The organism is Vreelandella sp. DA03-1M, assembly GCF_055725665.1.
The window spans coordinates 351758-378447 of sequence record NZ_CM146798.1 but is presented as its reverse complement, the minus strand read 5'-3'; the positions used below and the strand labels follow the sequence as shown (position 1 = coordinate 378447).

Sequence of the window (26690 nt, the reverse complement as noted above, 5' to 3'; positions counted from 1 at the left end):
TTATTTAACCTTTCGAGCACATGTAGTAGCTGATAAATTATTTTTGCGCACATATAGTAGCGAATAAGAAGGAGTCGGTAGTACATCTCACTACACAATATAAATTTTTCTTAGCATAGAGCCTAAACCTTTCGATCCTAAAGTATTGAGGAACAACATGCCCAAAGAACAAAAGAAAACGCATTTTCAGTATCCTGAAAACCTCATCATAAAAGTAGTTTCTTTAGAAGATGCTATAAAGCTTCAATATATCAACGGCATCGAATGCACCCCAGAAAATCTAGCAAATACTGAAATAAAAGATTTCACTTACCACTTACAAAGTATTTTAACTAAGTACATCGAAGATCTATCGCCTGATAACGAAGACCGCATTGAAAATAAATTTTTTATAGAAACAGATGGCGAAAATAAGAACAAATATATCGGCATGCTGTTTTTAAGCAACCAGCCTCACCAAGAAAACCTAACACGTAAACTCGCCTTACTGGCTTACGAATTAACGCATTCCGTCATCACACAAAGAGACATTTTAAGCATTACCCATACCAGTCAAATCTTACCAGGGGACAAAGTTTTTATTTTCGAGCAGTCTGAAAAATTCATTAACAAAAAAAGCGGAAAATCCATTAAGCACCCATTTACTGTATCACTTGAGATAGATGATAAAAAACAACCAAAAGCCGACATTTTAGTAAGCGGTCAGTATTGCGCACCAACGTTTAAAACGCCTAAACCAATCCCCATTGAAGGTTATGCTATTCCCGCGGGATATGAAGAACACAGCAATACAATTTCTCTGTATAATATCGATTCAACTAATAAAGTCTCAAGCACACCTTTTACGCTCTCCTCCAATCATGCTGACCACATCATGACATTAGCTTCTGCAAAAGTTAATAACGACATTTTATACTACACCGGTGAGCGCTTGGAAAACCCTAAAGGCCCTACTAAACAAAAGTCATATGTATTGTCTACTCTTTCCATTATGAGCGATGACAATCCCTACAAAAACTTTCAGCTGCAATCTAGCTAACATTAAGCCCTTTTTCTTTTACATACAGATAAGTGGCAGTCACCAAGTAAGCGACTGCCAACTCATAACGATTTCTAACGACATCACTTTCATTTTTAGTTAATAGCAGCCCGGCATATTGCTGATATTTCATTTCTCTACTGCTCTTGACAACTTCAAACATATCTAGCTGAATATCCATATCACTTACTTCTTTCAAACCATAAGGTAGCAACATACTTTTTATGTCATCGCTGAAGTTTTTACCAACCACCTCGTAGTTACCGTGAGCTACTTTAAATGCTGTGACAGTAAGCGCGACAACTTCGACGTGCCTCGCTTCACTCATCAATAGATGTCGGTGTCGGCCAACTTGGCCAGCAATCTCATTGAGTTCTAGTGCCTCATTAGTCGTTAAGGTTTCACTATCTATTTCTTTAGTGTGTTCAAGCAGCCGATCCCAAGCAGCGTCGCTGATACTGCGCAGCAATCCCAAGGGATAGTCTTGCGACGTCACCCATTGGTCTTTTCCCCGAATTTTGAAACGCATATTGTTTTCAGCCACCTTAACAACATCTTCAAGAATAGCAGCATGACCCGGGGACAATCCTAACGCCTCACTCGCTCGTCGCACGTTCTGCCTTAGCGCGCCTAATCGCAACGCTTTCATCAATAAATGCGGTGTGGGTTCGTGAAATAAAGGAAGGACTTGAGGTAGTGCCGAAGACGGCGTGTAACGTTTAAAATCCTGCAGTTTTATGGCTTCTTTGAGAATGCTGCCATTTGCCCCTTTCACAGGCGTCAGCGCATCCGCCCATTCTAGAATCAAGTGATTATAGTTTAGTAACCCTGTTGAAGGCTGTCGGTGCCCCATTAAGCGCGCCAGACCCATCATCACGCGACGCGAACAGTAATGTTGCTGTCCCATCACCATTTGACGAAGGTGAGCGCTATCTACGTGCTGAGTTATTTTGGTGGCGACAGGCGTGTTTAGCTGCAGCAGAGCGGCTGCCGTTATATTGTAAAACGCATGGCGGGCGTGGTGGAGTGATAGTGTTGGGCTGCCACTCACGTGACGCAATGCATCTATCTCAGCAGCACTGATGGCTGAAGCACTAAGCGCTATGTCGACTTTCCCATCGCGCATCTCACCTAAAAGCGGTATGGATGCCTCACCTCCCAACAGCGCATCATGACGATTAAGCACAGCGTTAAGCGTACGTTGCTCTGTCGCATCGAGAGAAAACAAAAGCGGCACAGCACGTCGAGAGGCCTCACTTTTTAATGTTCGATAACGATTGTTCCTAATCAATACCCAGCAGTAGCCATGAGATTCACACCAATCTCGCCTGAGCAACCCTCTCGCTTCATCCAGCCGCAAACCAAAGCGATACGCGCATAGCAATACAAACTGAAGTAAACACGCAATATCGGGGTCTCGTTGCGATGTTTCTATCCGCTTCAGTGTCTCAAGGTATTCTCGTTCTGAGAGCATTTCAGCTCTCACGTGGCGTCCTTGCTCTGCAACGGGCAGCTCATCCCAGTCAGGCTCTTCAACACCGAGAGAGGCAGCTACGCGATGAAAAGAGCGCAGGCGATGGCTAAAATAGCTCATATCGCTTAGCTGGGTTTCTTGATAATCAACCAACCCCGCATAAAAGGCGGTGATTTCTTCACTACCGAGCGTCATCAGGTCGACACCGTACGCCAGCTCCTCAAAAAGCTTACGCAACGCGCCCCAGTAGCGATGAATACTACTGCTTTCGAACGGCTTAAAGCGCCTTCCCGCTCGTCCCTTACCACTTCGGATAACCGCTGCGATCCAGATGACCAACAGCATGATGGCACTACTTACCTTACCGTTTCGCTGTGTTACCAATTGTTCCAGAGATTTTGCCGTTATTTTAGCCTGCGGCTTGGTGTAGCCATCCAAGATTTGCTTCACCTCTTTAAAAAGAAGTACCGCCTGTTGCTGCAGCTCGTATTTATCGCCGCTAGCCCGTAATAGTGACGGTAGCGTTGTAGGAAGCTCCGAATCCTCAGTGTTGACTGCTGAAGGTGGGAACATCAGCGATTTGCCGTGCACCATACGAATGTGCGCTTGCACAGGGAGGCTGGTGGCCACTATCCGCCCTGCTAACGCGCCAGCCACTGCGCCCGGCAATCCCAGAAGATTGGCTTGATCGACAATAGCGGCCGCCTGCCCAAGTACCTGCTGGATCGTTATACACTTTTGACTCTCACAGCACTGGATAAATGCCTCAGGCAAAGGCGGCGCTTGTTTTGGGATCGTCCAAGGATCGTCGAGCGCTTTGGTAGATGTTAGGCGTTGGCCGTAAGTTAGTAGTGATGCCACATGATATGGCACTGTGTGGCGCTGCACGGGGGCTTGCCAGCTGGTGCTATTTAACTGTTCGCTATACTCCAAGTAATAGGCTTTACGGTGATATAACAGCCGAAAGTTGTCCCCTTGGCACACATCCTTCAGCAGGCGCATGTAACAAATACGTTTTTCAATACACAAAAGTAACGCGCCGAGCGCTAATGCCTGGCGTTTAGAACAGTGAGTTCGGGTAGCGTATGGACGCACAGTCGATGCCCAATGCGTCAATTGAGTCATTAATGCAGCGTAAGCGGGTGCGTGCTCATGAATCAGCGTTTTTTCCGGCAACATCGGAATGTAACGGCGCTGAAACGCATGGCGATGCGGTGACTCATGCCGCTCTAACAAGCGTGTCAGCACACTAAACCGTAAGGCTGCAGAGGGGTAAGGCGTTTTTCCCTGCTGAAGCAACATTTGCCGCCCCAGCTGATTGATATCATCGGCCGACAGCGCGGCTATATCACGCCCTTTTAAAAACAACTCAATATCGTTAAGCGCTACTCTGATAACGTTTCGTGTTGCCAAGCGACGATTTTTTTCGCGTAACCGCTGCCCGAACGCTCGGGAAGGTGTCGTTGAATCACGCAAGCCGCACACCGAGGGGGCTAAGGGCAGTGATGCGGGGGGTACTAACAAATCAAACGATAGTCGCTCAAAGAGTTCGTTGACCTCTTTGCGATAGGCTGTCCAATCGTCCATCCAGCAGCGAGCCGAAGTGTCGCCATAAGTGGCGACGCTTTTTTCCGCATGCCCCAGCCAACCATCCACAATTTCGTTATCGACGCCTAATAAAGGTAATTGCTGGGCTAGTCGGTGCCGGAAAAGATTGGGAGGTAGCGGCCAGTCAAATAAAGGAACATCGGGTAGATCAGACGCTGTCATAGAGTGCCAATTGAGCGACTCATCGAATAAAAAGAACAGGGGCTGTTCAGGCTTCGCAGGCAATTCTAATAGCGTGTTAATGCGTGAGGATATTGCAGGATGGGTGCTCAACAAATGCTCGGCGAGACGTTGGAGGTACGAGAGGTAAGCCTCGACAAACTTAATCGCCTTATCGGCCAATGGCACCATACGACCATTTCGCACACCGCTGCCTTCCGCTTTATCATTAATAAACACAGCAGGGAGGTCGTGATTAAAAAACCGTGGGCTTTCAAAGGGGTCTTTAAGGTAGCGACTCCCCGTTGCCGCATAGAGGGCCATGACACAGTAGCTTGTCCACTGATTATGTAGAAGCACCAGATCATTGCCTTCTAACGTTTCTTTGAGCTGCTGAGTCGCTTCGCTAATCGCCCTATTGAGCTGGGCTTCAAGCGGTACCAACAAGCTGCCTTGATTCGTCGATTGTAACGTTTCGGCGCCCTGGAACTGATAAGGTAAAGCAAGTCCTTGCTCAATCGCCTCGATATCCCAGCTGGCATAGCTACATGCACCAGGTAACGCGCTATTAGGATGAGCGGTTAGCATCCTCGCGAAATGGTGATTGCCTGACGCATCAAAAACAGATTGGCCCCATACCTCGGAAAGCTTTCCACTGGTAACGCGTGGGCACGCTATGCGCATACGTTCATTAAACCACACCTCAATTTTCTGGGCTGGTGATGCGCTTTGCCAAAGCTCTGCCAGCAATGACGCTTGGGTGGGTAATGGCTGACTACTGATTAAAAGCGCCTCTCTTACTTCAGGGATTAGCCCAATACACTGCTTTTCGTGAACAGCTGCCACGTAAGGTTGCGCGGCGATATCGGGTTTCCATGCATTACGTCGACGCGGTGACAAGCGAACCATCTGCTTGAGGTTTGATGATAAAGACCACTCCCCTTGGGCCTCGTCTCCAATGCCCATTGCAAGCACTTGGCTAAGAGACCGCGAAAAACGTATCGCGAGCCACACTAACGCTCCGCCCAATCGCTCTCGTTGATCAGTATGCTTGAGCTGCTGGGCAGTCCACTGCTCAATCAGTAAACGCTCAGGTGGCAAAAGCTTGGAATAGCTCCACGGTAGGTAATGGGACGTTTCCGCTTGTTGTTGATAAAAGCTACGCCCTGTCAGTTCTTGTTGAGCCTGGGTATCTGTTGCATCAACCGGCAGTAAGTAAATCGCCTCATCAGCCTCTTCATCTAACAACCCCGCCGGGTTAGGACATACTTCTATGAACTGTTCAGATGACTCATCAAGGCTTATTAACGGTGTCGGCTCAGAAATGGGTGCAGATAACTCAGCATGCACAAAAGGCTGCGGAGGGAAATCGCGCTGAGTGGTGAAAGCTTTTGTATCACCACTGGCAATCTCGATGATGGCATTGATGAATGCGGTGCCACTTTTACCAAATGTATGGCTTTGCTTGTACTGCTCAGCTGCCAAAGACAACGCGTCAGTAAAACGTTCAAATGTCCAAGTATCAGGTGTCAGGTAACGTCGGGCACGGCGCAAAACATCATCAACGAGTTGCCACTGCGCTTTATAGCGGTCTGCAATCAAAAAGCGCGCTGCGGTACTGATATTTCGATCCGCTAAGCAATGCTCTGTCACTACCCGATTCGCCGCCTGCGCGACCAACCACAAGCGTAGCGCACGCCTTAACACGTATTCAGATGATTGCTCCGCCCCAGGCAGCGGGTAAGTAATTAACGTTATAAGAAACGTTTGCTCTTTAAGGCTGCCTTTATATGTTTGTTTCGTTTTTGTAGCGTCTCCTGCATGAGGAAATGCAGGATACTGAAGGTTGATCAAGGGATCTTGACGAATGGCTTTCGCCAGATCATCTAGCGAGGCAAGGGTGGGGTTTTGCCGCCATCGAGCCAGAATGTCTTTTGATTCAGGATGGTGAAATTCATTAACCAGGTTGCCAATCGCGACGACCTGGTGATCCAATCCAAGCGTCCAAAAAGCCAGTTCCAGAGCATCACTGAGATCATGCTGGGCAGCCCATTGGCATATATCGCGATAGGGGTGGCCAAAGCGCGCTATTTGCTTACCAGTGCTTATATCGTCTCTTTTGACCGCGAACGTATGCTCTACCATTACGACTTATTCATTCTTATATAGACAGTTACTATATATCTAAAAAACATATAAATAATAGTGATAGCTACCAATATCTATTGATACCAAGCACGAGTAGCCAAAGCAGTCGCGCACCAGAGCTGTCACCCTGACATTTTTGATTATTCGTATGACTAAAGACGGTGTTGCCACCAGCCAAACAAATTCTGCATTGCTAAACTTCGTGAACAGATGTTGCATGCCCAGGCAACATTTAACGTTACATGCACGGCATGACCAGAGATTACCTAAGTGGCGTGGTTCACAAGTGGTGGCAAAACATTGTTAAGGCACCAACTAGCGGTGCCCCAAAATAGCTTTGGCCGCTTTGAGGAAAACAGTTGATTATCTATAATTAGGCATCGTGGGCAAAAGGTAACTATCACTGCTCACTGGTAATTGACGAGTTTGATGTCACACCCGTCCAAAGTGAACATGGGCCCAACAGGCGTTTCAGCACCCAAGCGCTAGGCAGCCTCAGAAGGTAGTCATCGGAATAGCCTATCCCATGCGAAGCCTATTTTGGGATAGGGTTTACCACCCATGAATCAGCAGGGGCCCAGTTTCCGACAGAGAAGTTATCTTGCACGCTGAAGTGGCGCGATAACAATTTCCCAAAGCATTTCTGCTGCCCCTTCCTGAGATAGCTTCTGATGTTGACGCCCCTGGAAAGCCATTCCCATGCTCGTTAGGTAAAGGGCTTGGTCGTCTGCTTGCACCGAAAGAGCCTCGTTAAAGGAGTTACTGCTGAAAGAGTCACCACCCTGACTGTAATAGATCCCTGCTCCCATTTGCCCTCCAACATACACTGTCGCCGTCGCGACGCTCTCACCATCTTTGTAGATGGTCGCAAAAAACCGATTAGCATCAATTCGACGAAATACACCTTCGTAGCCTGGGTTCCGTGCTTGGAGCTCATTCAGAGAGTTTTCGAAAAAGCGCGCAATGTATTCAAAAGTGTCGATTTGGAACCGGTCTTTGTCCAGCTGAGTAAAGGTCTTAGCGACTCGAAGGTTACTCGAACGCGGGCCGGCAACTACAGACTGCTGGGTATGCATCAAAGCCCCAACATCCACGCGTTCGGCGCTTGATTGAGTGCTTCGCCACCTTTCAGCCGCTTTGCGAACCTCCTTCGCGACCTGTAACAATGCTTCGTCCCTATCCGGCCAGAGAGTGACCGGCTTTCCATCCTGGGGGGTGCCAAGCAGCTTTCCAAATGGGGCGTGGTGCCAATCGCATGCTCGCAAAATCACTGGAATGACGATTGCCTCCTTAGCGTTGTGGCGTTCCATGGCACGCGCCATCTCTATGTTGTAGCAATAGTCGGAAGCAATGAAATCAGGACTCACTAACAGCAAAATTATCTCATCGCTGTTGATATGTTGATCAATGGCTGCGTCGATCTCCTGACCAGCACCAATTCTTCGATCGTGCCAGCTGTCGATAATACCTTGACGCTTGAGCATCGCTAGCTGCTTTTCTAACTGATCTCTCAGCACCTCGTCAGCGTGACAGTATGAGAAAAAAACGTTTGGCAAAATGAGTACTCCAAGCCTATAAGACCTGACTGAACTTACGACTTTTTCAGCTCTTAAAGAAAAATATATTTAGCATTTCGGCAAGAGGTTATCCGTCCTATCTATGGCATGCACACAACGGCGCAAAGCAGCCAGTGATAATAAACGACCTGTTTGCACTGTGAGACCCGGTTAGCGTTCATGATGGGAGCATTTGCGTTGATGCAGCATGTGACGCATAGCACATCCAATATGGTTATACCGCTCTACTTTTAAATTGAAATTTTGTTCGAAGCAGGCATTTCCGAGCAGAGTGTTTATTTCATCTTTTCAATTGCTGGCTGATGTCCAATAGGATGTCCTTCTACTGCGCTCGCGTTCCTTCTGCCGGAAGCGCTTCACATAGTCGGCGGATGCCATCTCGTCCACCTTTAGCTCCAGTGCGCAGTTAATCAAGGAGGCCATGGTATTGTCCGTGATCTTCAAGTCACTGGGCAGCCGCCCAAACACCTGAGCACTGCTTTCCTCGATGGCAGCGAGGAAGGCCCTGAGAAAATCACCTTTTGACGATCTAGAGCTCTCCGTGGCCGCCTTGGTTAGCGGATCAGTAGCTTCAATATCTGCGTCGCTAGCATCCTGGGCTAGTTCGTCCATGAAGTCGCTTAGTGATGGCCAATATTTTAGGTCATATTGATAGTGTAAGCGGCTAAGCTTATCCCCAATCTCCATTCCAAACAAAGGGTTGTGTTCAGAGGCTTCTTCGATTACTTCGCAGACATGATAATGGGTATTGCTGGCGAAGCCGGAATGATTATGGAGCACGCTGCGCTCATCCAGCAGCGTCGAGAGCTCCATAGCCTTGTCCGCAATCTCCCGATTGACCTCAATGAGACGATATCGACTAGCACGGGCGGCCTTCATGTCTTCCGGTTTCCAAAATGCGGCTGTACTCAAAAGCTTGGCGAGAAATTCCTGCAGTGCATGAGGGTGATGGCCGAGCTTACGGTGCAGTTCCAGATAGGCGCTTTCCAGCTCGTGGCCTCTGTTCAACAGTCTATCAATCACTCTGTTCTCACTCGGCAAACAGTGATGCTCCAAATTGTATTGTTTACTCTTTCGCAGAATGTCTTCGCAAACGGCTAGGGGAGAGGCTGGCGGCTTGAGGTGGGTCATGTGCTTATCTCCGTGAAGTTTGAAAGATAGCTTACCGGCCTTCTCTCAGGCTGTCGGTACCCGAAACCGTTTATTTTTAGTGAGCTTTAGGTACCTGTTGCCACAAGCATATCTAATTTTAGTAAGCACTCTCAAGGTTTACAAAATATGGCAGGCTTGAGGCTACTGAGGCCTCCCAGTAACCGCGAAGGTTTGAAACGATTTAAGAAAGGGCTAGCGGGATAAAATTTATTTAGGGAGCGGAAATAGCCCTTTTCCTCCCCAGGGCTTGGGGTATCACATTGGTATAGAAGCATGCTATTGCTGGGGTAACCGCTTATGACCTTTTCTGGGATGGGGCGCAGGTGATGTGTTGATTACACAGTCGTGATAACAATGGATGAATTAAAAACCGATCCACAGGGGGCGCTACATCAGTGTATCTAGCAAAACTGAAAATAACGAACTTCAGAAAATTGCAATCTGTTGACCTTGAGTTTCAGCCCGGGCTGAACGTCCTGGTCGGCTCTAATAACATTGGCAAGACCGCTATTGTTGATGCATTGCGCGCGCTACTTGCAGGATACGACGAGCCATACCCGCGCTTTAACAACGACGATATGCATCGACCAAAGGGGGGCGATCCGGCAGGTGACATCCAGTTTAAGTACGTCTTCCAGGATTTGGACGTAGACGACGAAGCAGACTTTCTGGCAGCACTGAAGCCGGACCAAGATGGCAGGTTTGAAGCTCACATTAACATCCGTTATTCAGAAGCTGACAAGATTGGCAGGCTGCGAGTAAGGCGTTGGTGTGGAGACCATGAAGAGATAGGCCTGACCGCGGATATGATCGAGAACCTTCGCGGTGTCTACCTGCCACCTCTTAGAGATGCTTCACAGGGTCTCAAGCCCAATCGCCATAGCAAGCTGGCTCGACTATTTCAGCTCCTTGCCGATGATGAAGGTCGTGATGGAATTAATGAAGCACTTAAACTGCTCGATGAAGAGCTAAGGGGCCACGATCCGATTATTACCGCTCACTCGGCCATCACAAGTCGGCATGACACGATGCTAGGGTCTCAGCTAGCCCAAGTGTTGGATTTGGGATTGAGCGGAAGCGATTTTCAGAAGCTGGCATCACGCCTGTCGTTAGTAGTGGACGACTTCGAAATTGAACAGAACGGCCTTGGATTTAACAATCTGATTTACATGGCGGTGGTTCTCTGTGAGCTGGCCAGGAACGCTGACGCGAGTTACCGAGGCCTGATCATTGAGGAGCCTGAGGCACACTTGCATCCGCAGTTGCAGGCGGTGTTGCTAGATTACCTGGAATCGATTCAAGATGGGGAGGGTGAGAAGCCCGTTCAGTTGTTTGTTTCTAGCCATTCCCCCAACTTCGCCAGCATTGCTAATCTCGACAGTCTCACCTGTCTGGTCGAAACAGCCACTGGCGTGGAGACTTTCTTCCCACGCACCATCCAATTTGAAAGGGGAAAAAGAGAAAAGCTCGAACGCTACCTTGATGTGACCCGCGCTGAACTGTTTTTTGCCCGTCGTATCATCTTCGTTGAAGGCGCGGCCGAATTGATGCTGGTCAATGTGCTCGCGGAAATGTGTGGCTATAACCTGCGCAAGCACGGCGTCAGCCTGATCAGTGTCGAAGGACTCAATTTTGACTCTTTTTTGCCTCTGTTTGGTGAGGAGGCCCTGAAAATTCCAGTATCCGTGATCACCGACGCGGATCCAGTAAGTGAAGCGGATGAAACCGGAGAAACGGTGGCCGTTTATCCCACGTTCGACGAGGAAATTAGGGTTTCAAACAATACCGCCAGAATGAAGAAAAACGAGGATTCCCTCGTTAAGGTTTTCTGCGGTCTCAAAACTCTCGAATATGATCTGGCGTTGGTTGACGTTAATCGCATCGCAATGCTGGCTGCACTTAGAAATATGCACCCGAGAATCGCGCGAGACCTCCAGACTAAGGTCGAAGAGGAAGATGGCGATGCAGCCAAAGCACGGACTCTATTCAGCGGCATGTTTGAGCGCAAACAAAATAATGTGCAGAAGGGACGCTTTGGCCAGTCACTGGCGCAAGTTATTGCCGAAGGCAACGCTTTTGTAGTGCCAGACTACATCCAGAATGCGATTTCTCATGCCTGTCAAACAGCGGAGGCCAAGTAGTGAACCACCCTTCCGAAGAGCAGACGCAGGTTATAGATGCCTCAGTAGAGCCCTTGTCAGTAATTGCCTGTGCTGGCAGCGGCAAGACATTCACGGCCGTGCGACGTCTGGCCAATATTCGTCAAAAACTTGGTAATCATCGTGGTCGTGTGGCACTCCTGTCCTTCTCCAATGTCGCTGTAGATACTTTCCGAAAGGAATATCAAGATCTGGGGCTCAGCAGCAACGTCAACAACCGCGTGGACATAGATACGCTGGATACTTTCATCACCAGCAACGTGTTGCGCCCTCATGCCTATCGGACGATGGGTGCGCAACAGACGGCTTTCCTTGTGACCGGTGGAGAAGCATTTCTGAAAGGATTCACCTTTCAAACGGATCCTTACCCGCGCGCTATCAATGAAATGCAGGTCGGTATTGACGCTGGAGGTGTCTACTTCTGCTACTCGGATATTAAAAGTGAAATGCACAGGCTCAATACTGCCCAAGCTGCAGACGTGGTGCATCGCCTTGGGCGGATCGGTGCCTACACACACAACCTCGGGCGTTACTGGTGCTATCGCACGTTAGCAGATCAACCTGGGATTCTGCGTGCTCTGGTTCGCCGTTATCCGCATATCCTGATTGACGAGGCTCAGGATATCGGAACGATTCATCAGGTCATCATCGAGCAGCTAGTGAGTGCTGGTTGCCAGGTCTCGCTGATAGGAGATCCAAATCAGGGTATTTATGAATTTGCCAGTGCTGATGGGGCGTTCTTGTCAAAGTACGGGCAACGTGACGGCGTAAATAGCCTCGAATTGAAGAGAAACTTCCGATCCGTGCCACCAATCCTTGATCTGGCCAACCATCTGGCCGGACGAACCGATGCCGCAGATAGGGAAGCGCCTGATACAGTCCATGGTACCTTCTTTGTAGCTTACGGTAAGAATGACAGAGAGCAACTCATTGTTTCGTTTCAGAGAGCAGTGGAGGCCGCTGGCCTTAGGCTGGAGCGTTCGGCGGTACTCTGCCGCGGACGCAAACAGGCAGATAAACTGGCTGGCAACAAAGGGGCCCCGGGCTGGGGCATCGTCAAACGGTTTACACAGGCTGCAATTCTGCGCGAGCGTTTTAAAGACTATCAAGGTGCATTCAGGCTGGTGGCTATCGGTATCGTCAACCTACTCGTTGATGCTCCAAATGGGATGTTGGCTAAGCTCACATCCCAACGTGAGGATCAGGCGTTACGTCGGCTCATCTGGGCTTTTACTCGTAATCCTGATATGGGACTGCCCGGTGTATCGCTCAATGGAAAAGCGCAGTGGCACCCCCTATTACTTAATAGAGTCAAAACTTTACTAGCTCAAATTAATAAAGATTGTGGTCTGACGAGCGTCGATAAGCTTGGTAGCAAGCTCACTACAAGAGATTTGCCTGATGGACCGTTACTATCTACCGCTGACCTGAATGGGAATAACTACCGACCCCGCATTCGCGTTGACACAGTTCATCAGGCTAAGGGAGAAAGCCTGGATGCAGTGCTGTATTTGACAAACAAGGAACATGCCGAAGGCTTAATGAACGGCGTGGATACAGAGATCGGGCGTATTGGCTATGTTGCGGTTACCCGCGCCCGGAACTTGTTTTGGCTTGGTGTGCCAGCCAATGCGTTAGTTGATTTACGGCCAGGATTACTCGATCTTGGCTTTCAGGAAACTGAGGCATAAGGTCATCTACGTTCGACCTATCTCAACAGCTTGACTGTGCCCTGTGATTGGCCCGAAGGTCACTTCCTTTCAAGGAATTCCACCTACTTCTGTGCCAAATATAAATTCCCTCATGTGTTCTTAAGTGACACTACCTCCACGAATGCAACCTATAAAAAACCCTTTTTAATGATGATTTTAGAACATTAGATGCAATTTTAGGACATATAACATGTCCCTATTCCATCAGTCTCATAACCGTCCCCGCTACCAAATATAGAAAAAACCAATACCTTTACGGGTGTTGGTTTTTTTGTGTCCGCTAGTTATGTAAAAACGCCCAGAAAAACTGTTACCGAAAGGTACGGTTTTTTTCACCTATGGCTTTTTATTTTCCTGCCTTTTCCTTGAATCCGCCGGGGCATGCCTGCATATCATGGGTAACTATTATTCATTTTTTGCTGACGAGTCTACCTATGTCGATTATTGATCCCCGTTCAGGTAAGCCGCTCACCGCGGATACTGGAAATACCGATGCTACCGCGCCTACCGATGAGCGTGCGTCGGTGCGACCTGAAGATGTCATCATTGAATTGAACGCAGGCAATATTCAGCAGGTATTGGAAGCCTCCATGCAGGTGCCGGTACTGATGGGCTGCTACTCGCCTTCCACCGATAGCAGCCGCACCCTGCTCACAGTGCTTGAGAAACTGGTAGTGGAATACGCAGGCGCCTTTGTGCTCGGTAAGCTCGATATAGACGCGAATGCAGAAATCGGCGGCCAGCTCGGCGTGCGTTCAGTGCCCGATGTGAAGCTGATTAGCCAGGGCGGCCTAGTGGATGGTTTTCAGGGAGCATTGCCGGAAAAGGAGGTACGCGAGTGGTTGAATCGTTACTTCCCCGCCCCCGGCGAAGCACCCCCTACCCCGGAAGAGCAGGCGGAAGAGGCATTGCAGGCAGGCGATGTCGCGGGCGCGCGCGAAATTTATCAAACCCTGATGGGCCAGTATCCGGAACACTACGCTTATCAAGTCGCGTTCGCCCGGGTACTGGTAGCCGAAGGGCGTGGCAGCGAGGCGCGTGAAGTGCTTGATAACCTGCCGCCGGAAGAGCGCGACGCGGCACCTGCACGGGGCGTGCGCGCCAGCATTGAGTTTGGCGAACAGGCGCCCTCAACCGAAGAGATCGGAGCCCTGGGCGATCGTACCGACAGCGAAGCTCAGTACCAGCGCGCCCTGCGCCAAGTGGCTGACGGTCATTACGATGCAGGCCTGGAAGCACTCCTGGCGCTAATGAAACACGACCGTGCCTACAATGATGACGCAGCGCGTAAAACACTGCTGCAGGTGTTCGATGCATTAGGCGCCGATCATCCGCTGACCGTTACCTACCGCCGTAAACTATTTGCCATGCTCTACTAACGGGTCTCACTGCTTTTTAGCACTGCATCCATGCGTGACAATGCCATTTCCAGTTGGGTAGCGGTGGTGCCGAAGTTAAGCCGCACAAAGCCGGGGCAGCCAAAGGCAGCCCCGTCTGAAAGTGCCACCCCCGCCTCTTTCAGCAGCCTTTTATGGGGCGCATTGCCCAGGCCCGCCTCGCGCATATCCAGCCAGGCTAGGTACGTTGATTCCGGCGCACTCCAACGAACGCCCTGCCAGCTAGCTACTCGCGCCTCCAGCGTCGCACGATGCTCGCGTAGTACGCTTAACAGCTCCTGCCGCCACGATTCACCTTCACGATAAGCCGCTTCCGCCGCGACTAAGCCGAGTATGTTGCTATCGGGCAGCAGCCCTTTTGCTGCGGCTGCAAAGCGCTGACGCAGAGCAGGGTCAGGGATCACCGCGCAGGCACTGGTCAACCCAGCCAAATTAAAGGTTTTAGAGGGCGCCCACAGGGTGATTGTGCGCTTGGCCAGTTCAGGAAATGCTGCCACCAGCGGACGATGACGCGCGCCTTCATCTAATAACAGGTCGCAGTGAAGCTCATCGGAAACCACCCAAAGATCGTGGCGTTCTACCAGCTCAGCCAGCGCAGCAAGCTCTTCCTGATGCCATACGCGCCCTGTCGGGTTGTGGGGATGACACCATAGCAATAGACGGGTACGCGGCGTAATCGCCGCCTCCAGGGCGGCAATATCGAGCTGCCAAGGCTCACCGAGGCTCGAAGACGCTTGGAGCATCGCCTGCTGAGGCAGCCTCCCGGTGCGCTCTGCCACTGCTAGAAACGGCGGATAGATAGGTGTGACTGTTAATACACCGTCGCCAGGCTCGGTCAGCGCGAGCGCAGCCAAATGTAAGGCAGGCACTACCCCTGGCAACCACTGCTGCCACTCGGGCTGAATGGGCCAGTCATAATGCTGGGCGCTCCACTGGCATAGCGTTTCTGTTAACGTAGCAGGCACTTCACCATAGCCATAAACACCGTGAGCCACTCGCGACTGCAGCGCATCAACGACTGCTGGCGGGGAGCGAAAATCCATATCGGCGACCCAAAGGGGTAACACGTCGTCGCCGTAGCGGTGCCATTTTTGCGATGCCCAGCCACCTTCTGGGTGGCGTCGCTCCACAGGCGTGGCAAAATCGTAGGCCATGAAAAATCTCACTTATTGAACAGGGGTGATGCCAAGCATGCCGCAAGATGACTTTTATACCAAGATGCGGGCAGGGCTATCAGCCCTGTTGCGGCAATGGCGCTCGCTTGGCCAAGCGAATACTGACCAGCTTGCGCTTATTCTTGCCGAAACGGCCCGGGTTGCCAAATTAGGTACGCCCGACGCCACGCCGAGCGGCGCAACGCTGGAAGAGTGGAGCCAGGATGAGCTCGGTGAGATGCCGCTTTGGGCGCCACGCACCGCGGTATTTTTGCTTAATCAAATGCCCGCTCGCCCGACCCCCGATAGCGATGCTGAAGCCTGCGCCTGGGCATACTGCTGGCTACGCAATCGCTCGTTTGATTCATTGAAAGCAGCTCAGGACGCCCTCCCTGCCCACCTAAAAGCGCCTCTGCAAGAGGCGTTAGAAGCCGCTTGGCGCGACCAGCAAGGGCTGCGTTTAGTTTAATCGGCAGCACGCTCGCTTAGAAAACCGAAACGGTGAAGGCCATTAAATGGCGTCATAAAACAACGACACACCAATAGCACCAAAAAATAACAGCAAGGAACACGCTACATGATAGAAATTCCGCTCACTTGGCAGCTAGCAAAGCTTGGCCTTTCAATCAGTATGGTATTGGGGCTAGGGGCAATTGCGGTGCGCGCCAGTCCACGTATGGCCGGGCTGCTGGCGGGTTATCCATTGGGCACGGCGTTGGCGCTATTTTTTATCGGCTTAGAAATTTCACCCGTCTTTGCGACCCAAAGCGCAGTACATACGCTGGCTGGGTTTACCGCGACGATGGCGCTAGGCGCCGGTTATTGGGTAGCAGGACGTCAACCAGGCGTTAAAGGCATGGCCAGCGGTGTGCTAGGCGGTTTCATTGCGTGGCTAGCCGCCAGCACTATACTCGCCCAATTTGATTTCACCCGGCTCAGCGGCACGCTGGTAACACTAGGGGCTATTGCCGCATTTAGTGGCCTGTTCCGCGCTATTCCAGATGTAAAAAGTCCACCCAGTCGATCGTTTTCGCTCCCTGCTCTTGCTGCACGGGCCTGCCTTGCCGCCGCGATCATATTTGCCATTACGAGCCTAGCGCATTGGCTTCCGCCCGCCTGGGCGGGAACGCTGGCCGCCTTTCCGGTCACCATGCTGCCTTTTTTGCTGATTCTTCATCTAAATCACGGCGCGGCCCCAGTAGCTACTGTTATCAAACACTACCCGATGGGGCTTGGCTCATTGCTGAGTTATACCCTATGTGTTTCCTATACTTACCCAACGCTAGGCCTGTTGTGGGGCAGCTTGGCTGGGTTTGCCACGGCGACGCTATGGCTATTGGGATGGATGCAACTGACGGCGTGGTACCGACGCCGTGCCACTTGACCAAGCACTTGCTTGGGTTAATCCTGAAGACCTGCTGCTAATCCCGTTCATTAATCACCAGTCATTGATAACCCTTCGTTCATAACAAGGACATGCCATGTTTACGCGTACCATTGAGCCAGCGTTTTACGACACCGACGCCCTAGGGCATATCAATAATACTCGCCTACCCGCGTGGTTTGAGCTGGCCCGTAACGACTTATTCAAACTCTTCACGCCTGATTTAAACCCGAAGAAGTGGCGCTTAATTATGGCGCGTATGGAAGTCGACTACCGAGCTGAACTGTTTTACGGTCACGACATCGAAATACGCACGTATTTAACACGCTTGGGAAACAGTTCGTTTACGGTGACCCAAGAGGCGCGCCAACACGGCACACTTACCAACCTGGGTCACACCGTCATGGTGCAGTACGACCACCAGGCTAAGTGCGCCAAGCCCATTGAGGGCAATTTACGTGAGGCGTTAACGGCCCACCTGCAAGATGCCCCTGAATGAACACGCCTGACCGACGCTGCCCCGCGCTGTCGGGGCAATAGGAGCCACGCTTATGGCCATCCGCTACAACCTCTGGATAGACCCTGACAACGTTGCGCAGCACCGTGCCGTTGAAGCGGATCTTGAGCACTACTTTGTTGAGCGCTTCGCCGACTATCCGCATATCCGCTTGTTTGGGGCAGACCCCTACGATTATGATGCCCCCTTCAACCGCCTTTATGATGTGCTAATGGCACGAGCCGCTGAATACTGTGAGCGGACGTGGTGCTATGTTGCGTCGCCCGAACAGCTCAATCGCTGCTTTTTCCGTGCCGTTGGCCGCTCAAACAAATTTGTGAGAGACCAACCCGATGGTGATACGCACCAATCAGGCGCCTGACGAACGTCAGCTCGCTATTATTGCACAACAGCTTGGCCGCGCACCGCGTGGCATTGAGGCAGTGGCAGCTACTGACGGCGAAGGGACGCCGCTGGTGCTACGCATGTCTCCTATCGTCGATGGCAAACCTTTTCCTACGCTGTATTGGCTCTGCTCAGATGTTCTTAAAGTAGAAATTTCTCGCATTGAAGCGGTGGGCGTTATCAAAGCGCTCGAACAGCGGCTGCAGGAAGAACCAGACTTTCTTGAGGCTTATTTGCAAAGTCACCGTGATTATGTGGCTGCTCGCTGGGACTATATGAGCGATGCCCAGCGCCAAGAAGTCGCTCAGTTGGGCTATACCGACGTAATGACCGAACGCGGCATTGGCGGTATTAGCAATTGGCACCAAGTACGCTGTCTGCACACTCAATATGCTCATCACCTTTGCGGTAACAACGTTATAGGGCAGTGGATGGATCAACACCATCAGGTCGACCGCTGCCTGCCCTAAGCAACGGATTAGTCACTTCTCATTTTTAGCGTTAGGAAAAAACGAATGGCTCGAATTTGTGTCTACCTTGGCTCTCGTGAGGGTAATAGCCCAGCTTTCCGGCAGGCGACCAATAAACTAGGACGCACGCTTGCCGAGCGTGGTCACACGCTGGTTTATGGCGGGGCACGCATTGGCCTGATGGGAGAGCTGGCGAATTCAGTGTTGGAGGCAGGCGGCGAGGTCATTGGTGTAATGCCCGAACACTTAGTGGAGCGAGAACAGGCACACTTTGGGTTAAGCGAGCTGATTCGGGTGCGTAATATGCATGAACGCAAAGCCACCATGGCGGCTAATGCCGACGCTTTTATTGCCTTACCCGGCGGGATTGGCACCTTTGAAGAGCTGTTTGAAATATGGACGTGGGGCTATCTGGGCCTGCATGAAAAACCCATGGGGTTGCTTAACATCGACGAGTTCTATTCACCGCTGCTGACCTTTTTAGACAGCACTGTCAGCCATGGCTTTTTGGCATCCGCCACTCGTGACATGCTGCTCGACGCAGCAACATCCAATGAACTGCTTGATGCATTAGAAGCTCAGCTATAGTGCTGACGAGGGAAGAGTGAGGGAGACGTTACTAGCGGCCCATACGCTCGGTGAGCTGGCGGGTATGCTGATAAGTTAATTGTAGCAAACGTGCATCTTCACCTGCCCGATGACGGTGAATGCCGCGTTCGGCGATCATTGCTTCTTTGGTGTCGCTCCATAACGCTTGCTGCTCTTCGCTGAGCAGTATCCTTAGCGCCTCAAGGCGAAAACGCGGCAGCATACCCGCGTGATGAAAGAGGAGGGAAAGCCAGGTGTTGTCGTAGCCCCAGCTATCACTGTAGGCCTTGCCTAACTCGCGCAGCTCATCGTTTAACCAGTGGGCAACCTGACGCACGGGATAGCCCTCCTGAATGAGGCGCTCACGAGAGATACCGTGCAGCAGCTCCGCCTTTGGATCCCAGTGCGTCCACTCATCTAGCGGTTGAATGAGAAAGGCGCAGCAGCTTCCATCAGCCCGTGCGATGCCTACTTCGATGGGATAACTGCCACGCCCAAATCCGGACGCTTCAATATCTAGTACTGTGGGTAGCGTCTCGGACACAACCTTCCTCACTCAATCAAAACGTGAAAGCGCTTATGCGACGGCCACGTCATCTAGCGGCTGCTGTTCGGCCTGTCGCTGCCAATAAGCGGCTCGCTCATCATCTACCGTCAAGCCTAGCTCACCCAGGCGATAAGCTCGGGCAAGACGCTCGGCGGCTAAAAAATGCCCAGACTGGGCAGCGCGGGCATACCACGTCACCGCATAATCTTCGCGACGGGGGTATTGCACACAGCCATGCTCATGGATTTGCGCTACTTGGTACTGAGACTTTACATCTCCTGCATGCGCTGCTTCCAGAACATACCGCGCACCACGCGCCTTATCCTGAGGCGTTTGACTGCGATGAAAGAGCATATGACCATAAACGGAAAGCGCATCAGGGTGACCCGCCTCCGCACAACGCTTAAATAAGCGCATCGTTAAACGCTGGGTACGCGGAGAACGCGGCAATAGCCAGCGATTATGAAACAGCCGTTCAGCTAGACGAAATTCTAGCCGAGTAAACAACGTTGATGCCTGCAGCATGGCAAACCACCCTGCCTATCTGTTGGGACCTTGGGCCAGCAGCCACCAAAAATAGCTACCAACCACACGAGAAACCGGCCTTTAGCCGGTCGATGGGCTGGCAAGCATACGCCTGCCTTTGCGACGACTCAACCCCATTAATTTGCTGCTTTCCAAGAGCCTCGCTAACATGCCATGCATACGCCGTTTACCACCCTGCCAGGGTGGCTTATTTTTTGGCAATGCCGCCTTAGTAAGGAGATAAAAATGCAAACGCGCCCACTTGGCAGAACCGGCATGGAGGTCAGTCGACTCTGCTTAGGCACGATGACGTTTGGCGAGCAAAATAGCGAAGCCGAAGCCCATGAGCAGCTTGACCGAGCCGTGGCATTTGGCATCAATTTCATTGATACCGCTGAAATGTACCCTGTCCCCCCGATGGCCACTACCCAAGGTCTTACGGAGCGCTATATCGGCAGTTGGCTCAAGCAGCGTGGCGCTCGGGACGACCTTATTATAGCTACTAAAGCCGCTGGCCCAGGGCTTGACCATATCCGTGGAGGCCCACGCCTGACTCGTGAACATATTCACCAAGCTATCGATACAAGCTTAAAGCGGTTAAATACCGATTACATAGATCTTTACCAGCTGCACTGGCCCGACCGTCAAACCAACTTCTTTGGCAAGCTAGGCTACGTACATAGCGAAGACGAAGATGCGACGCCGTTAGAAGAAACGCTCTCCGCCCTGAAAGAACTGGTCGATGCAGGCAAGGTGCGAGCCATTGGGCTCTCTAATGAAACGCCCTGGGGTGTCATGCGCTCCCTGCAGTTGGCAGATCAGTTGGATTTACCCCGCGTGGCGTCTATTCAAAACCCCTACAGCCTTCTTAACCGCTCCTTTGAAGTCGGTTTGGCTGAAATTGCCCACCGTGAAGACGTCGGCCTACTTGCCTATTCACCGCTAGGTTTTGGGGTACTCTCAGGTAAATACCTGAATGGCGCGCAGCCACCCAAAGGTCGTTTAACGCTGTATGAGCGCTTCAAGCGCTACACTTCGCCGGAAGCCGAAGCGGCCACCCAGGCTTACGTCGCTCTGGCTGAAAAGCACGAGCTAGATCCCGCCCAAATGGCGCTGGCGTTTGTTAACTCACGCAGCTTCTTGACCAGCAATATTATTGGCGCGACCACCATGGAGCAGTTGGAAAGTAATCTTGCCAGCGAAAGCCTCAAGCTGGACAACGACGTGCTAGAGGCAATCGAAGACATTCACCGCCGCATGCAGAACCCCTGCCCTTAAAACAGCCGTTAAAAGCACAGTCGACTCTCACCAAGCTATCACCACTATAGCCTCGGCCTTCGCCGAGGCTTGGTATACTGAGCTCACTTATATCAAGCTTTTATTTACCAGAGCACGACCAGGAGCATGCGATGCTGAGTGTTATCTCTCCCGCCAAAACGCTGGATTTCGAAACCCCACCGACTACAGAGCAAGTGTCACAGCCCGATTTTCTGAAACAGAGCAAAGCGCTTATCACTATTTTGCGCGACTACTCGCCGCAACAAATCAGCGAGCTCATGGGGATCAGCGATAAATTAGCGGGCTTGAATGCAGCGCGTTTTGAAGAGTGGCGTCCGCCCTTCACTCTGAGCAATGCCAAACCTGCTGTCCAGGCTTTTCAAGGCGACGTTTATACGGGCCTGCAAGCGGAAAATTTTAGTGAAGCAGAGAACCGCTATGCACAATCGCATCTGCGCATACTTTCCGGATTATATGGCTTGCTTAGGCCACTGGATTTAATTCAACCCTATCGGCTGGAGATGGGCACCAAGCTGCCTAACAGTGCCGGTAAAGATCTCTATGCTTACTGGAAGCCCACCCTAACACCCGCACTCAATGAGGCAATTGCTGAAAGCGGCTCCAACGTACTGGTGAATCTCGCCTCGAACGAGTACTTCAAAGCGGTAGATACCAAGCAGCTCAATGCGCGGGTCATTACGCCAGTGTTTAAAGATGAGAAAAACGGCACCTTTAAAATCATCAGCTTCTACGCCAAAAAAGCACGTGGCCTGATGAGCGCCTGGATGATTCAGCAGCAAGTCAACGAACCAGATGAACTCAAGGCATTCGATGTTGCTGGTTATCGCTTCGACGCCTCGGCATCCCAGGGGGATACCTTCGTGTTCACTCGCAAAGAAGCCGATCGCTAAAGCGAACGGCCGGGCTATTACAGCCTAGAAAAAACGCACGGGGCGTGAAGAACGCGGCTTTAGAAACCGCTGGTGCGCCTCTTTAAATTGCGCCGTGTCACAGCGGTGTAGCCACTCATAAGCCACCATATCCGCTGTCACAGCCACAGCACCGCTTGCACATGCACGCTCACGCGCCATCGTAGCCTCTTGTGGTCGACGGCTGGCAGACGCTTCGCTAAGCCAGTACAGCTCGTAACCTGCCGCTAGCAACCCCAACCCCGTTTGCAGCACACAGATATGCGCTTCTGTTCCACACAGTACAATCTGCGTCTTTCCTGATGCTTTTAATGCTGATTCAAATTCAGCTTCTGCCATCACGCTGAAATGCTGTTTTTGCCACAGTTGATAATCGTTTAGTGCGGCCAATAGAGATGGTGCGGTACCACCTAGTTTTTCAGGGTTCTGCTCGGTTAACCACACCGGCACTTCAAGTAGGCAAGCCATTCCACCTAGCCAAGCCGCCTCGGTAACGGCCTCTTGACCACCTTCAATCACAGGCAGCAGGCCAGCCTGAAAATCGACCATCAGCAGTAGGCTTTTCTCACGTTGTAGCTGCACAGCGCCTCCTTAATTTTTATCATTATTGGAATCATAATAGACACGACACAAAAACAAAGCAGCCGCTTTTCAGCGGCTGCTTTGCTAACGTAGCAATTACATGCTTCTTCTGCCTAGTCTTCGGCAGCCTCTTCCATATCTTCACCGAGCTCTTCCATGCTCTCACCGGCTTCTTCTGCACTTTCGTCAATGCTTTCACCCGCTTCTTCAGCTGGGCCTTGATCATCACAGGCGACAAGCCCGCCTGCCATTAACGCCATAAATAGGGCAATTGCTAACTTTTTGGCTAATTCCGTCGTCATATCGTTTCCTCCTCCTGAGATTTTAAATCTTGCACCTGCAGCATAATACTAGATGCTGCTTGGCAACAATACCATGCTAAATACGCAAGCTATTGTTATAAATATATTTAAAAAACTTATTTTTCAGAGTGCTAAGAAAAAATCGCTTCTGTAAAAAGTAACGACTTTTCTTGCACGCACACAAAAAACCCAGCCGGGTGGCTGGGTTCTTCGTGGTATAAGTGCCTGACGATGACCTACTCTCGCATGGGGAGACCCCACACTACCATCGGCGCTAAGCGGTTTCACTGCTGAGTTCGGCAAGGGATCAGGTGGTTCACGCGTGCTATGGTCGTCAGGCGTAACTTTTAATGTCTATCATGCTGACTAGCGGTTGCTACATTGTGATCGTCTCACTGTGCCGCCTGCTCGTTTGAGCCAGGCCACACGCCGCGTATCCGGCTTTTGAATGTCTCGTCATCATTACGACCAGACCCCTTGGGTGTTATAGGGTCAAGCCTCACGGGCCATTAGTACACGTTAGCTCAACGCCTTGCAGCGCTTCCACACCGTGCCTATCAACCAGCTGGTCTCGCTGGGCCCTTCAGGAGGCTCTAGGCCTCAGGGATGTCTCATCTTGAAGGGGGCTTCCCGCTTAGATGCTTTCAGCGGTTATCCCGTCCGACCATAGCTACCCGGCAATGCCACTGGCGTGACAACCGGAACACCAGAGGGTCGTCCACTCCGGTCCTCTCGTACTAGGAGCAGCCCTTCTCAAACATCCAACGCCCACGGCAGATAGGGACCGAACTGTCTCACGACGTTCTAAACCCAGCTCGCGTACCACTTTAAATGGCGAACAGCCATACCCTTGGGACCGACTTCAGCCCCAGGATGTGATGAGCCGACATCGAGGTGCCAAACACCGCCGTCGATGTGAACTCTTGGGCGGTATCAGCCTGTTATCCCCGGAGTACCTTTTATCCGTTGAGCGATGGCCCTTCCATACAGAACCACCGGATCACTAGAACCTGCTTTCGCACCTGCTCGACGTGTCTGTCTCGCAGTCAAGCACCCTTATGCTCTTGCACTCAATGCACGATGTCCGACCGTGCTGAGGGTACCTTCGTGCTCCTCCGTTACTCTTTAGGAGGAGACCGCCCCAGTCAAACTACCCACCACACACTGTCCTCGATCCGGATAACGGACCTGAGTGAGAACGCCAATGATGCCAGGCTGGTATTTCAAGGGTGGCTCCCTCCGAACTGGCGTCCAGAGTTCAAAGCCTCCCAGCTATCCTACACAGGCAACATCAGCGTCCAGTGTGAAGCTATAGTAAAGGTTCACGGGGTCTTTCCGTCTAGCCGCGGGTACACCGCATCTTCACGGCGATTTCAATTTCACTGAGTCTCGGGTGGAGACAGCGTGGCCATCATTACGCCATTCGTGCAGGTCGGAACTTACCCGACAAGGAATTTCGCTACCTTAGGACCGTTATAGTTACGGCCGCCGTTTACCGGGGCTTCAATCAAGAGCTTCGCGCCCTCTACAAGAGAGGGGCTAACACCATCATTTAACCTTCCGGCACCGGGCAGGCGTCACACCCTATACGTCCGCTTGCGCGTTAGCAGAGTGCTGTGTTTTTAATAAACAGTTGCAGCCACCTGGTATCTTCGACCGGTTCGGGCTTAGAGAGCAAGTCTCATCACCCTACGCCGGCGTGCCTTCTCCCGAAGTTACGGCACCATTTTGCCTAGTTCCTTCACCCGAGTTCTCTCAAGCGCCTTGGGATTCTCTCCCTGACCACCTGTGTCGGTTTGGGGTACGGTCGCACATGATCTGAAGCTTAGAGGCTTTTCCTGGAAGCGTGGCATCAGTGACTTCCTGACCGTGGTCAGTTCGTTTCGTGTCTCGGCCTTAAGGGTCCGGATTTGCCTAAACCCTCAGCCTACTCACTTTCACCAGGACAACCAACGCCTGGCTCACCTAGCCTTCTTCGTCCCCCCATCGCAACCATGTCCGGTACGGGAATATTGACCCGTTTCCCATCGACTACGCCTTTCGGCCTCGCCTTAGGGGCCGACTCACTCTGCTCCGATTAGCGTCGAACAGAAACCCTTGGTCTTCCGGCGAGGGAGTTTTTCACTCCCTTTATCGTTACTCATGTCAGCATTCGCACTCGTGATACCTCCAGCGAACTTCTCAATTCACCTTCATTGGCTTACACGACGCTCCTCTACCGCTCATCCTAATGGATGAACCCGTAGCTTCGGTACCTGGTTTAGCCCCGTTACATCTTCCGCGCAGGCCGACTCGACTAGTGAGCTATTACGCTTTCTTTAAAGGATGGCTGCTTCTAAGCCAACCTCCTAGCTGTCTGAGCCTTCCCACATCGTTTCCCACTTAACCAGGATTTCGGGACCTTAGCTGACGGTCTGGGTTGTTTCCCTTTTCACGACGGACGTTAGCACCCGCCGTGTGTCTCCCACGCTCTACTCACCGGTATTCGGAGTTTGCCTCGGGTTGGTAAGTCGGGATGACCCCCTAGCCGAAACAGTGCTCTACCCCCGGCGGTACTACGTGAGGCGCTACCTAAATAGCTTTCGAGGAGAACCAGCTATCTCCGAGCTTGATTAGCCTTTCACTCCGATCCACAAGTCATCCAAATCTTTTTCAACAGATCCTGGTTCGGGCCTCCAGTTGATGTTACTCAACCTTCACCCTGCTCATGGATAGATCGCTCGGTTTCGGGTCTATATCCAGCGACTGTGTCGCCCAGTTAAGACTCGGTTTCCCTACGGCTCCCCTATACGGTTAACCTCGCCACTGAATATAAGTCGCTGACCCATTATACAAAAGGTACGCCGTCACCCAACAAGTGGGCTCCGACTGCTTGTACGCACACGGTTTCAGGATCTATTTCACTCCCCTCTCCGGGGTTCTTTTCGCCTTTCCCTCACGGTACTGGTTCACTATCGGTCAGCCAGGAGTATTTAGCCTTGGAGGATGGTCCCCCCGTCTTCAGTCAAGGTTTCTCGTGCCCCGACCTACTCGATTTCACATGATCAGATTTTCGACTACGGGGCTATCACCCGCTACGGCCAGACTTCCCAATCTGTTCGCCTAATCAGTCACATGCTTAAGGGCTGGTCCCCGTTCGCTCGCCGCTACTAGGGGAATCTCGGTTGATTTCTTTTCCTCAGGGTACTTAGATGTTTCAGTTCCCCTGGTTCGCCTCGTACATCTATGTATTCAATGCACGATACTGACCTTATGGTCAGTGGGTTTCCCCATTCAGAAATGCCCGGGTCACAGGTTGTTGCCACCTCACCGAGCCTTATCGCAGGCTACCACGTCTTTCATCGCCTCTGGCTGCCTAGGCATCCACCGTGTGCGCTTCATTGCTTGACCCTATAACCCGAAGGAGTCTGGTATCTCGCAATGATCACGTTTCATTTTGCCGGATACGCTGACGCGTATCACAATTTAAGAAGCACTTCGTAAGAAGTGTTCTTGTCAGCATGATATACATTGTTAAAGAGCGACTGCTAGAAGCAGTGATAAGCGTTCTTTCGACTTAAAAAGAAGAAAAAACCTTTAAAACCTTAAAAGCTATTTTTTCTTTT

General features: G+C 51.4%; 20 protein-coding genes and 2 rRNA genes. 12 read left to right on the top strand and 10 right to left on the bottom strand.

Going from position 1 to position 26690, the window contains the following annotated elements; all coding sequences use genetic code 11:
- Positions 1–157 precede the first annotated feature (157 nt).
- A complete protein-coding gene (locus ACXUPB_RS01775) occupies positions 158–1039 on the top strand; it encodes a hypothetical protein (protein ID WP_176304526.1) in 882 nt (293 codons plus the stop codon).
- Here ACXUPB_RS01775 and ACXUPB_RS01770 read toward each other — a convergent pair.
- The 3 genes from ACXUPB_RS01770 to ACXUPB_RS01760 all read right to left on the bottom strand — a co-directional run bounded on the left by ACXUPB_RS01770 (position 1032) and on the right by ACXUPB_RS01760 (position 9136).
- Entirely contained in the window at positions 1032–6425 is a 5394-nt protein-coding gene (locus ACXUPB_RS01770) for a hypothetical protein (protein WP_472955085.1), read from the bottom strand. The two genes, ACXUPB_RS01775 and ACXUPB_RS01770, sit on opposite strands and share 8 nt — an antisense overlap.
- Positions 6426–7024: 599 nt before the next feature.
- On the bottom strand, positions 7025–7984 hold the full coding sequence (locus ACXUPB_RS01765; RefSeq protein ID WP_472955082.1) for a toll/interleukin-1 receptor domain-containing protein: 960 nt from the start codon (positions 7982–7984) through the stop codon (positions 7025–7027).
- A gap of 309 nt (positions 7985–8293) precedes the next feature.
- Positions 8294–9136, bottom strand: a complete 843-nt coding sequence (locus ACXUPB_RS01760) for a hypothetical protein (protein WP_472955079.1) — start codon at positions 9134–9136, stop codon at positions 8294–8296.
- A 416-nt stretch (positions 9137–9552) separates the two neighbouring features.
- Here ACXUPB_RS01760 and ACXUPB_RS01755 point away from each other — a divergent pair, with 416 nt between their 5' ends.
- The 3 genes from ACXUPB_RS01755 (at position 9553) to ACXUPB_RS01745 (ending at position 14407) form a co-directional block, all read left to right on the top strand.
- Positions 9553–11298 (top strand): ATP-dependent nuclease, encoded by a 1746-nt coding sequence (locus tag ACXUPB_RS01755; protein ID WP_472955077.1) that lies wholly within the window; start codon positions 9553–9555, stop codon positions 11296–11298.
- Positions 11298–13007: a UvrD-helicase domain-containing protein gene (locus ACXUPB_RS01750; RefSeq protein ID WP_472955074.1), complete on the top strand. Its 1710-nt coding sequence runs from the start codon at positions 11298–11300 to the stop codon at positions 13005–13007. The genes ACXUPB_RS01755 and ACXUPB_RS01750 overlap by 1 nt, the downstream gene beginning before the upstream one ends.
- Positions 13008–13462: 455 nt before the next feature.
- On the top strand, positions 13463–14407 hold the full coding sequence (locus ACXUPB_RS01745; RefSeq protein WP_472955071.1) for a co-chaperone YbbN: 945 nt from the start codon (positions 13463–13465) through the stop codon (positions 14405–14407).
- Here the strand turns inward: ACXUPB_RS01745 and ACXUPB_RS01740 are convergent.
- Positions 14404–15579, bottom strand: coding sequence for a MalY/PatB family protein (locus ACXUPB_RS01740; protein ID WP_472955068.1), 1176 nt, complete (start codon positions 15577–15579; stop codon positions 14404–14406). The two genes, ACXUPB_RS01745 and ACXUPB_RS01740, sit on opposite strands and share 4 nt — an antisense overlap.
- A 37-nt stretch (positions 15580–15616) precedes the next feature.
- Between ACXUPB_RS01740 and ACXUPB_RS01735 the strand changes: the two genes are divergently transcribed.
- The 6 genes from ACXUPB_RS01735 (at position 15617) to ACXUPB_RS01710 (ending at position 18922) form a co-directional block, all read left to right on the top strand.
- Positions 15617–16048, top strand: a complete 432-nt coding sequence (locus ACXUPB_RS01735) for a hypothetical protein (RefSeq protein ID WP_336275172.1) — start codon at positions 15617–15619, stop codon at positions 16046–16048.
- Between the two features lie 108 nt (positions 16049–16156).
- Positions 16157–16963 carry a hypothetical protein gene (locus ACXUPB_RS01730; protein ID WP_472955065.1) on the top strand — a complete coding sequence of 269 codons (807 nt, stop codon included), beginning with the start codon at positions 16157–16159 and terminating at the stop codon, positions 16961–16963.
- Between the two features lie 97 nt (positions 16964–17060).
- A complete protein-coding gene (locus ACXUPB_RS01725; RefSeq protein ID WP_101146649.1) occupies positions 17061–17462 on the top strand; it encodes an acyl-CoA thioesterase in 402 nt (133 codons plus the stop codon).
- 52 nt (positions 17463–17514) lie between these two features.
- A complete protein-coding gene (locus ACXUPB_RS01720; protein ID WP_008956368.1) occupies positions 17515–17841 on the top strand; it encodes a hypothetical protein in 327 nt (108 codons plus the stop codon).
- Complete coding sequence (locus ACXUPB_RS01715) at positions 17813–18334, top strand: DUF501 domain-containing protein (RefSeq protein ID WP_035586146.1); 522 nt, start codon at positions 17813–17815, stop codon at positions 18332–18334. Before ACXUPB_RS01720 ends, ACXUPB_RS01715 begins: the two co-directional genes overlap by 29 nt.
- A 45-nt stretch (positions 18335–18379) precedes the next feature.
- Complete coding sequence (locus tag ACXUPB_RS01710) at positions 18380–18922, top strand: LOG family protein (RefSeq protein ID WP_472955062.1); 543 nt, start codon at positions 18380–18382, stop codon at positions 18920–18922.
- A 31-nt stretch (positions 18923–18953) separates the two neighbouring features.
- On the opposite strand, the gene ACXUPB_RS01705 is transcribed toward ACXUPB_RS01710, so the two are convergent.
- Together ACXUPB_RS01705 and ACXUPB_RS01700 are read right to left on the bottom strand one after the other, a co-directional pair.
- Positions 18954–19466: a hypothetical protein gene (locus ACXUPB_RS01705; RefSeq protein ID WP_008956371.1), complete on the bottom strand. Its 513-nt coding sequence runs from the start codon at positions 19464–19466 to the stop codon at positions 18954–18956.
- Positions 19467–19499: 33 nt separating this feature from the next.
- Positions 19500–19994, bottom strand: coding sequence for a tetratricopeptide repeat protein (locus ACXUPB_RS01700; protein ID WP_472955061.1), 495 nt, complete (start codon positions 19992–19994; stop codon positions 19500–19502).
- A 246-nt stretch (positions 19995–20240) separates the two neighbouring features.
- Between ACXUPB_RS01700 and ACXUPB_RS01695 the strand changes: the two genes are divergently transcribed.
- A complete protein-coding gene (locus tag ACXUPB_RS01695; protein ID WP_472955059.1) occupies positions 20241–21272 on the top strand; it encodes an NADP(H)-dependent aldo-keto reductase in 1032 nt (343 codons plus the stop codon).
- Between the two features lie 131 nt (positions 21273–21403).
- Positions 21404–22183 carry a peroxide stress protein YaaA gene (gene yaaA, locus ACXUPB_RS01690; RefSeq protein WP_472955057.1) on the top strand — a complete coding sequence of 260 codons (780 nt, stop codon included), beginning with the start codon at positions 21404–21406 and terminating at the stop codon, positions 22181–22183.
- 24 nt (positions 22184–22207) lie between these two features.
- On the opposite strand, the gene ACXUPB_RS01685 is transcribed toward yaaA, so the two are convergent.
- The 4 genes from ACXUPB_RS01685 to ACXUPB_RS01670 form a co-directional block, all read right to left on the bottom strand.
- Complete coding sequence (locus tag ACXUPB_RS01685; protein WP_472955054.1) at positions 22208–22783, bottom strand: isochorismatase family protein; 576 nt, start codon at positions 22781–22783, stop codon at positions 22208–22210.
- Positions 22784–22896: 113 nt separating this feature from the next.
- On the bottom strand, positions 22897–23085 hold the full coding sequence (locus ACXUPB_RS01680; RefSeq protein ID WP_101146656.1) for a hypothetical protein: 189 nt from the start codon (positions 23083–23085) through the stop codon (positions 22897–22899).
- 223 nt (positions 23086–23308) lie between these two features.
- A 5S ribosomal RNA gene (gene rrf, locus ACXUPB_RS01675) occupies positions 23309–23424 on the bottom strand.
- A 149-nt stretch (positions 23425–23573) separates the two neighbouring features.
- Positions 23574–26475: ribosomal RNA gene (locus ACXUPB_RS01670) — 23S ribosomal RNA — on the bottom strand.
- Between the last annotated feature and the right edge of the window lie 215 nt (positions 26476–26690).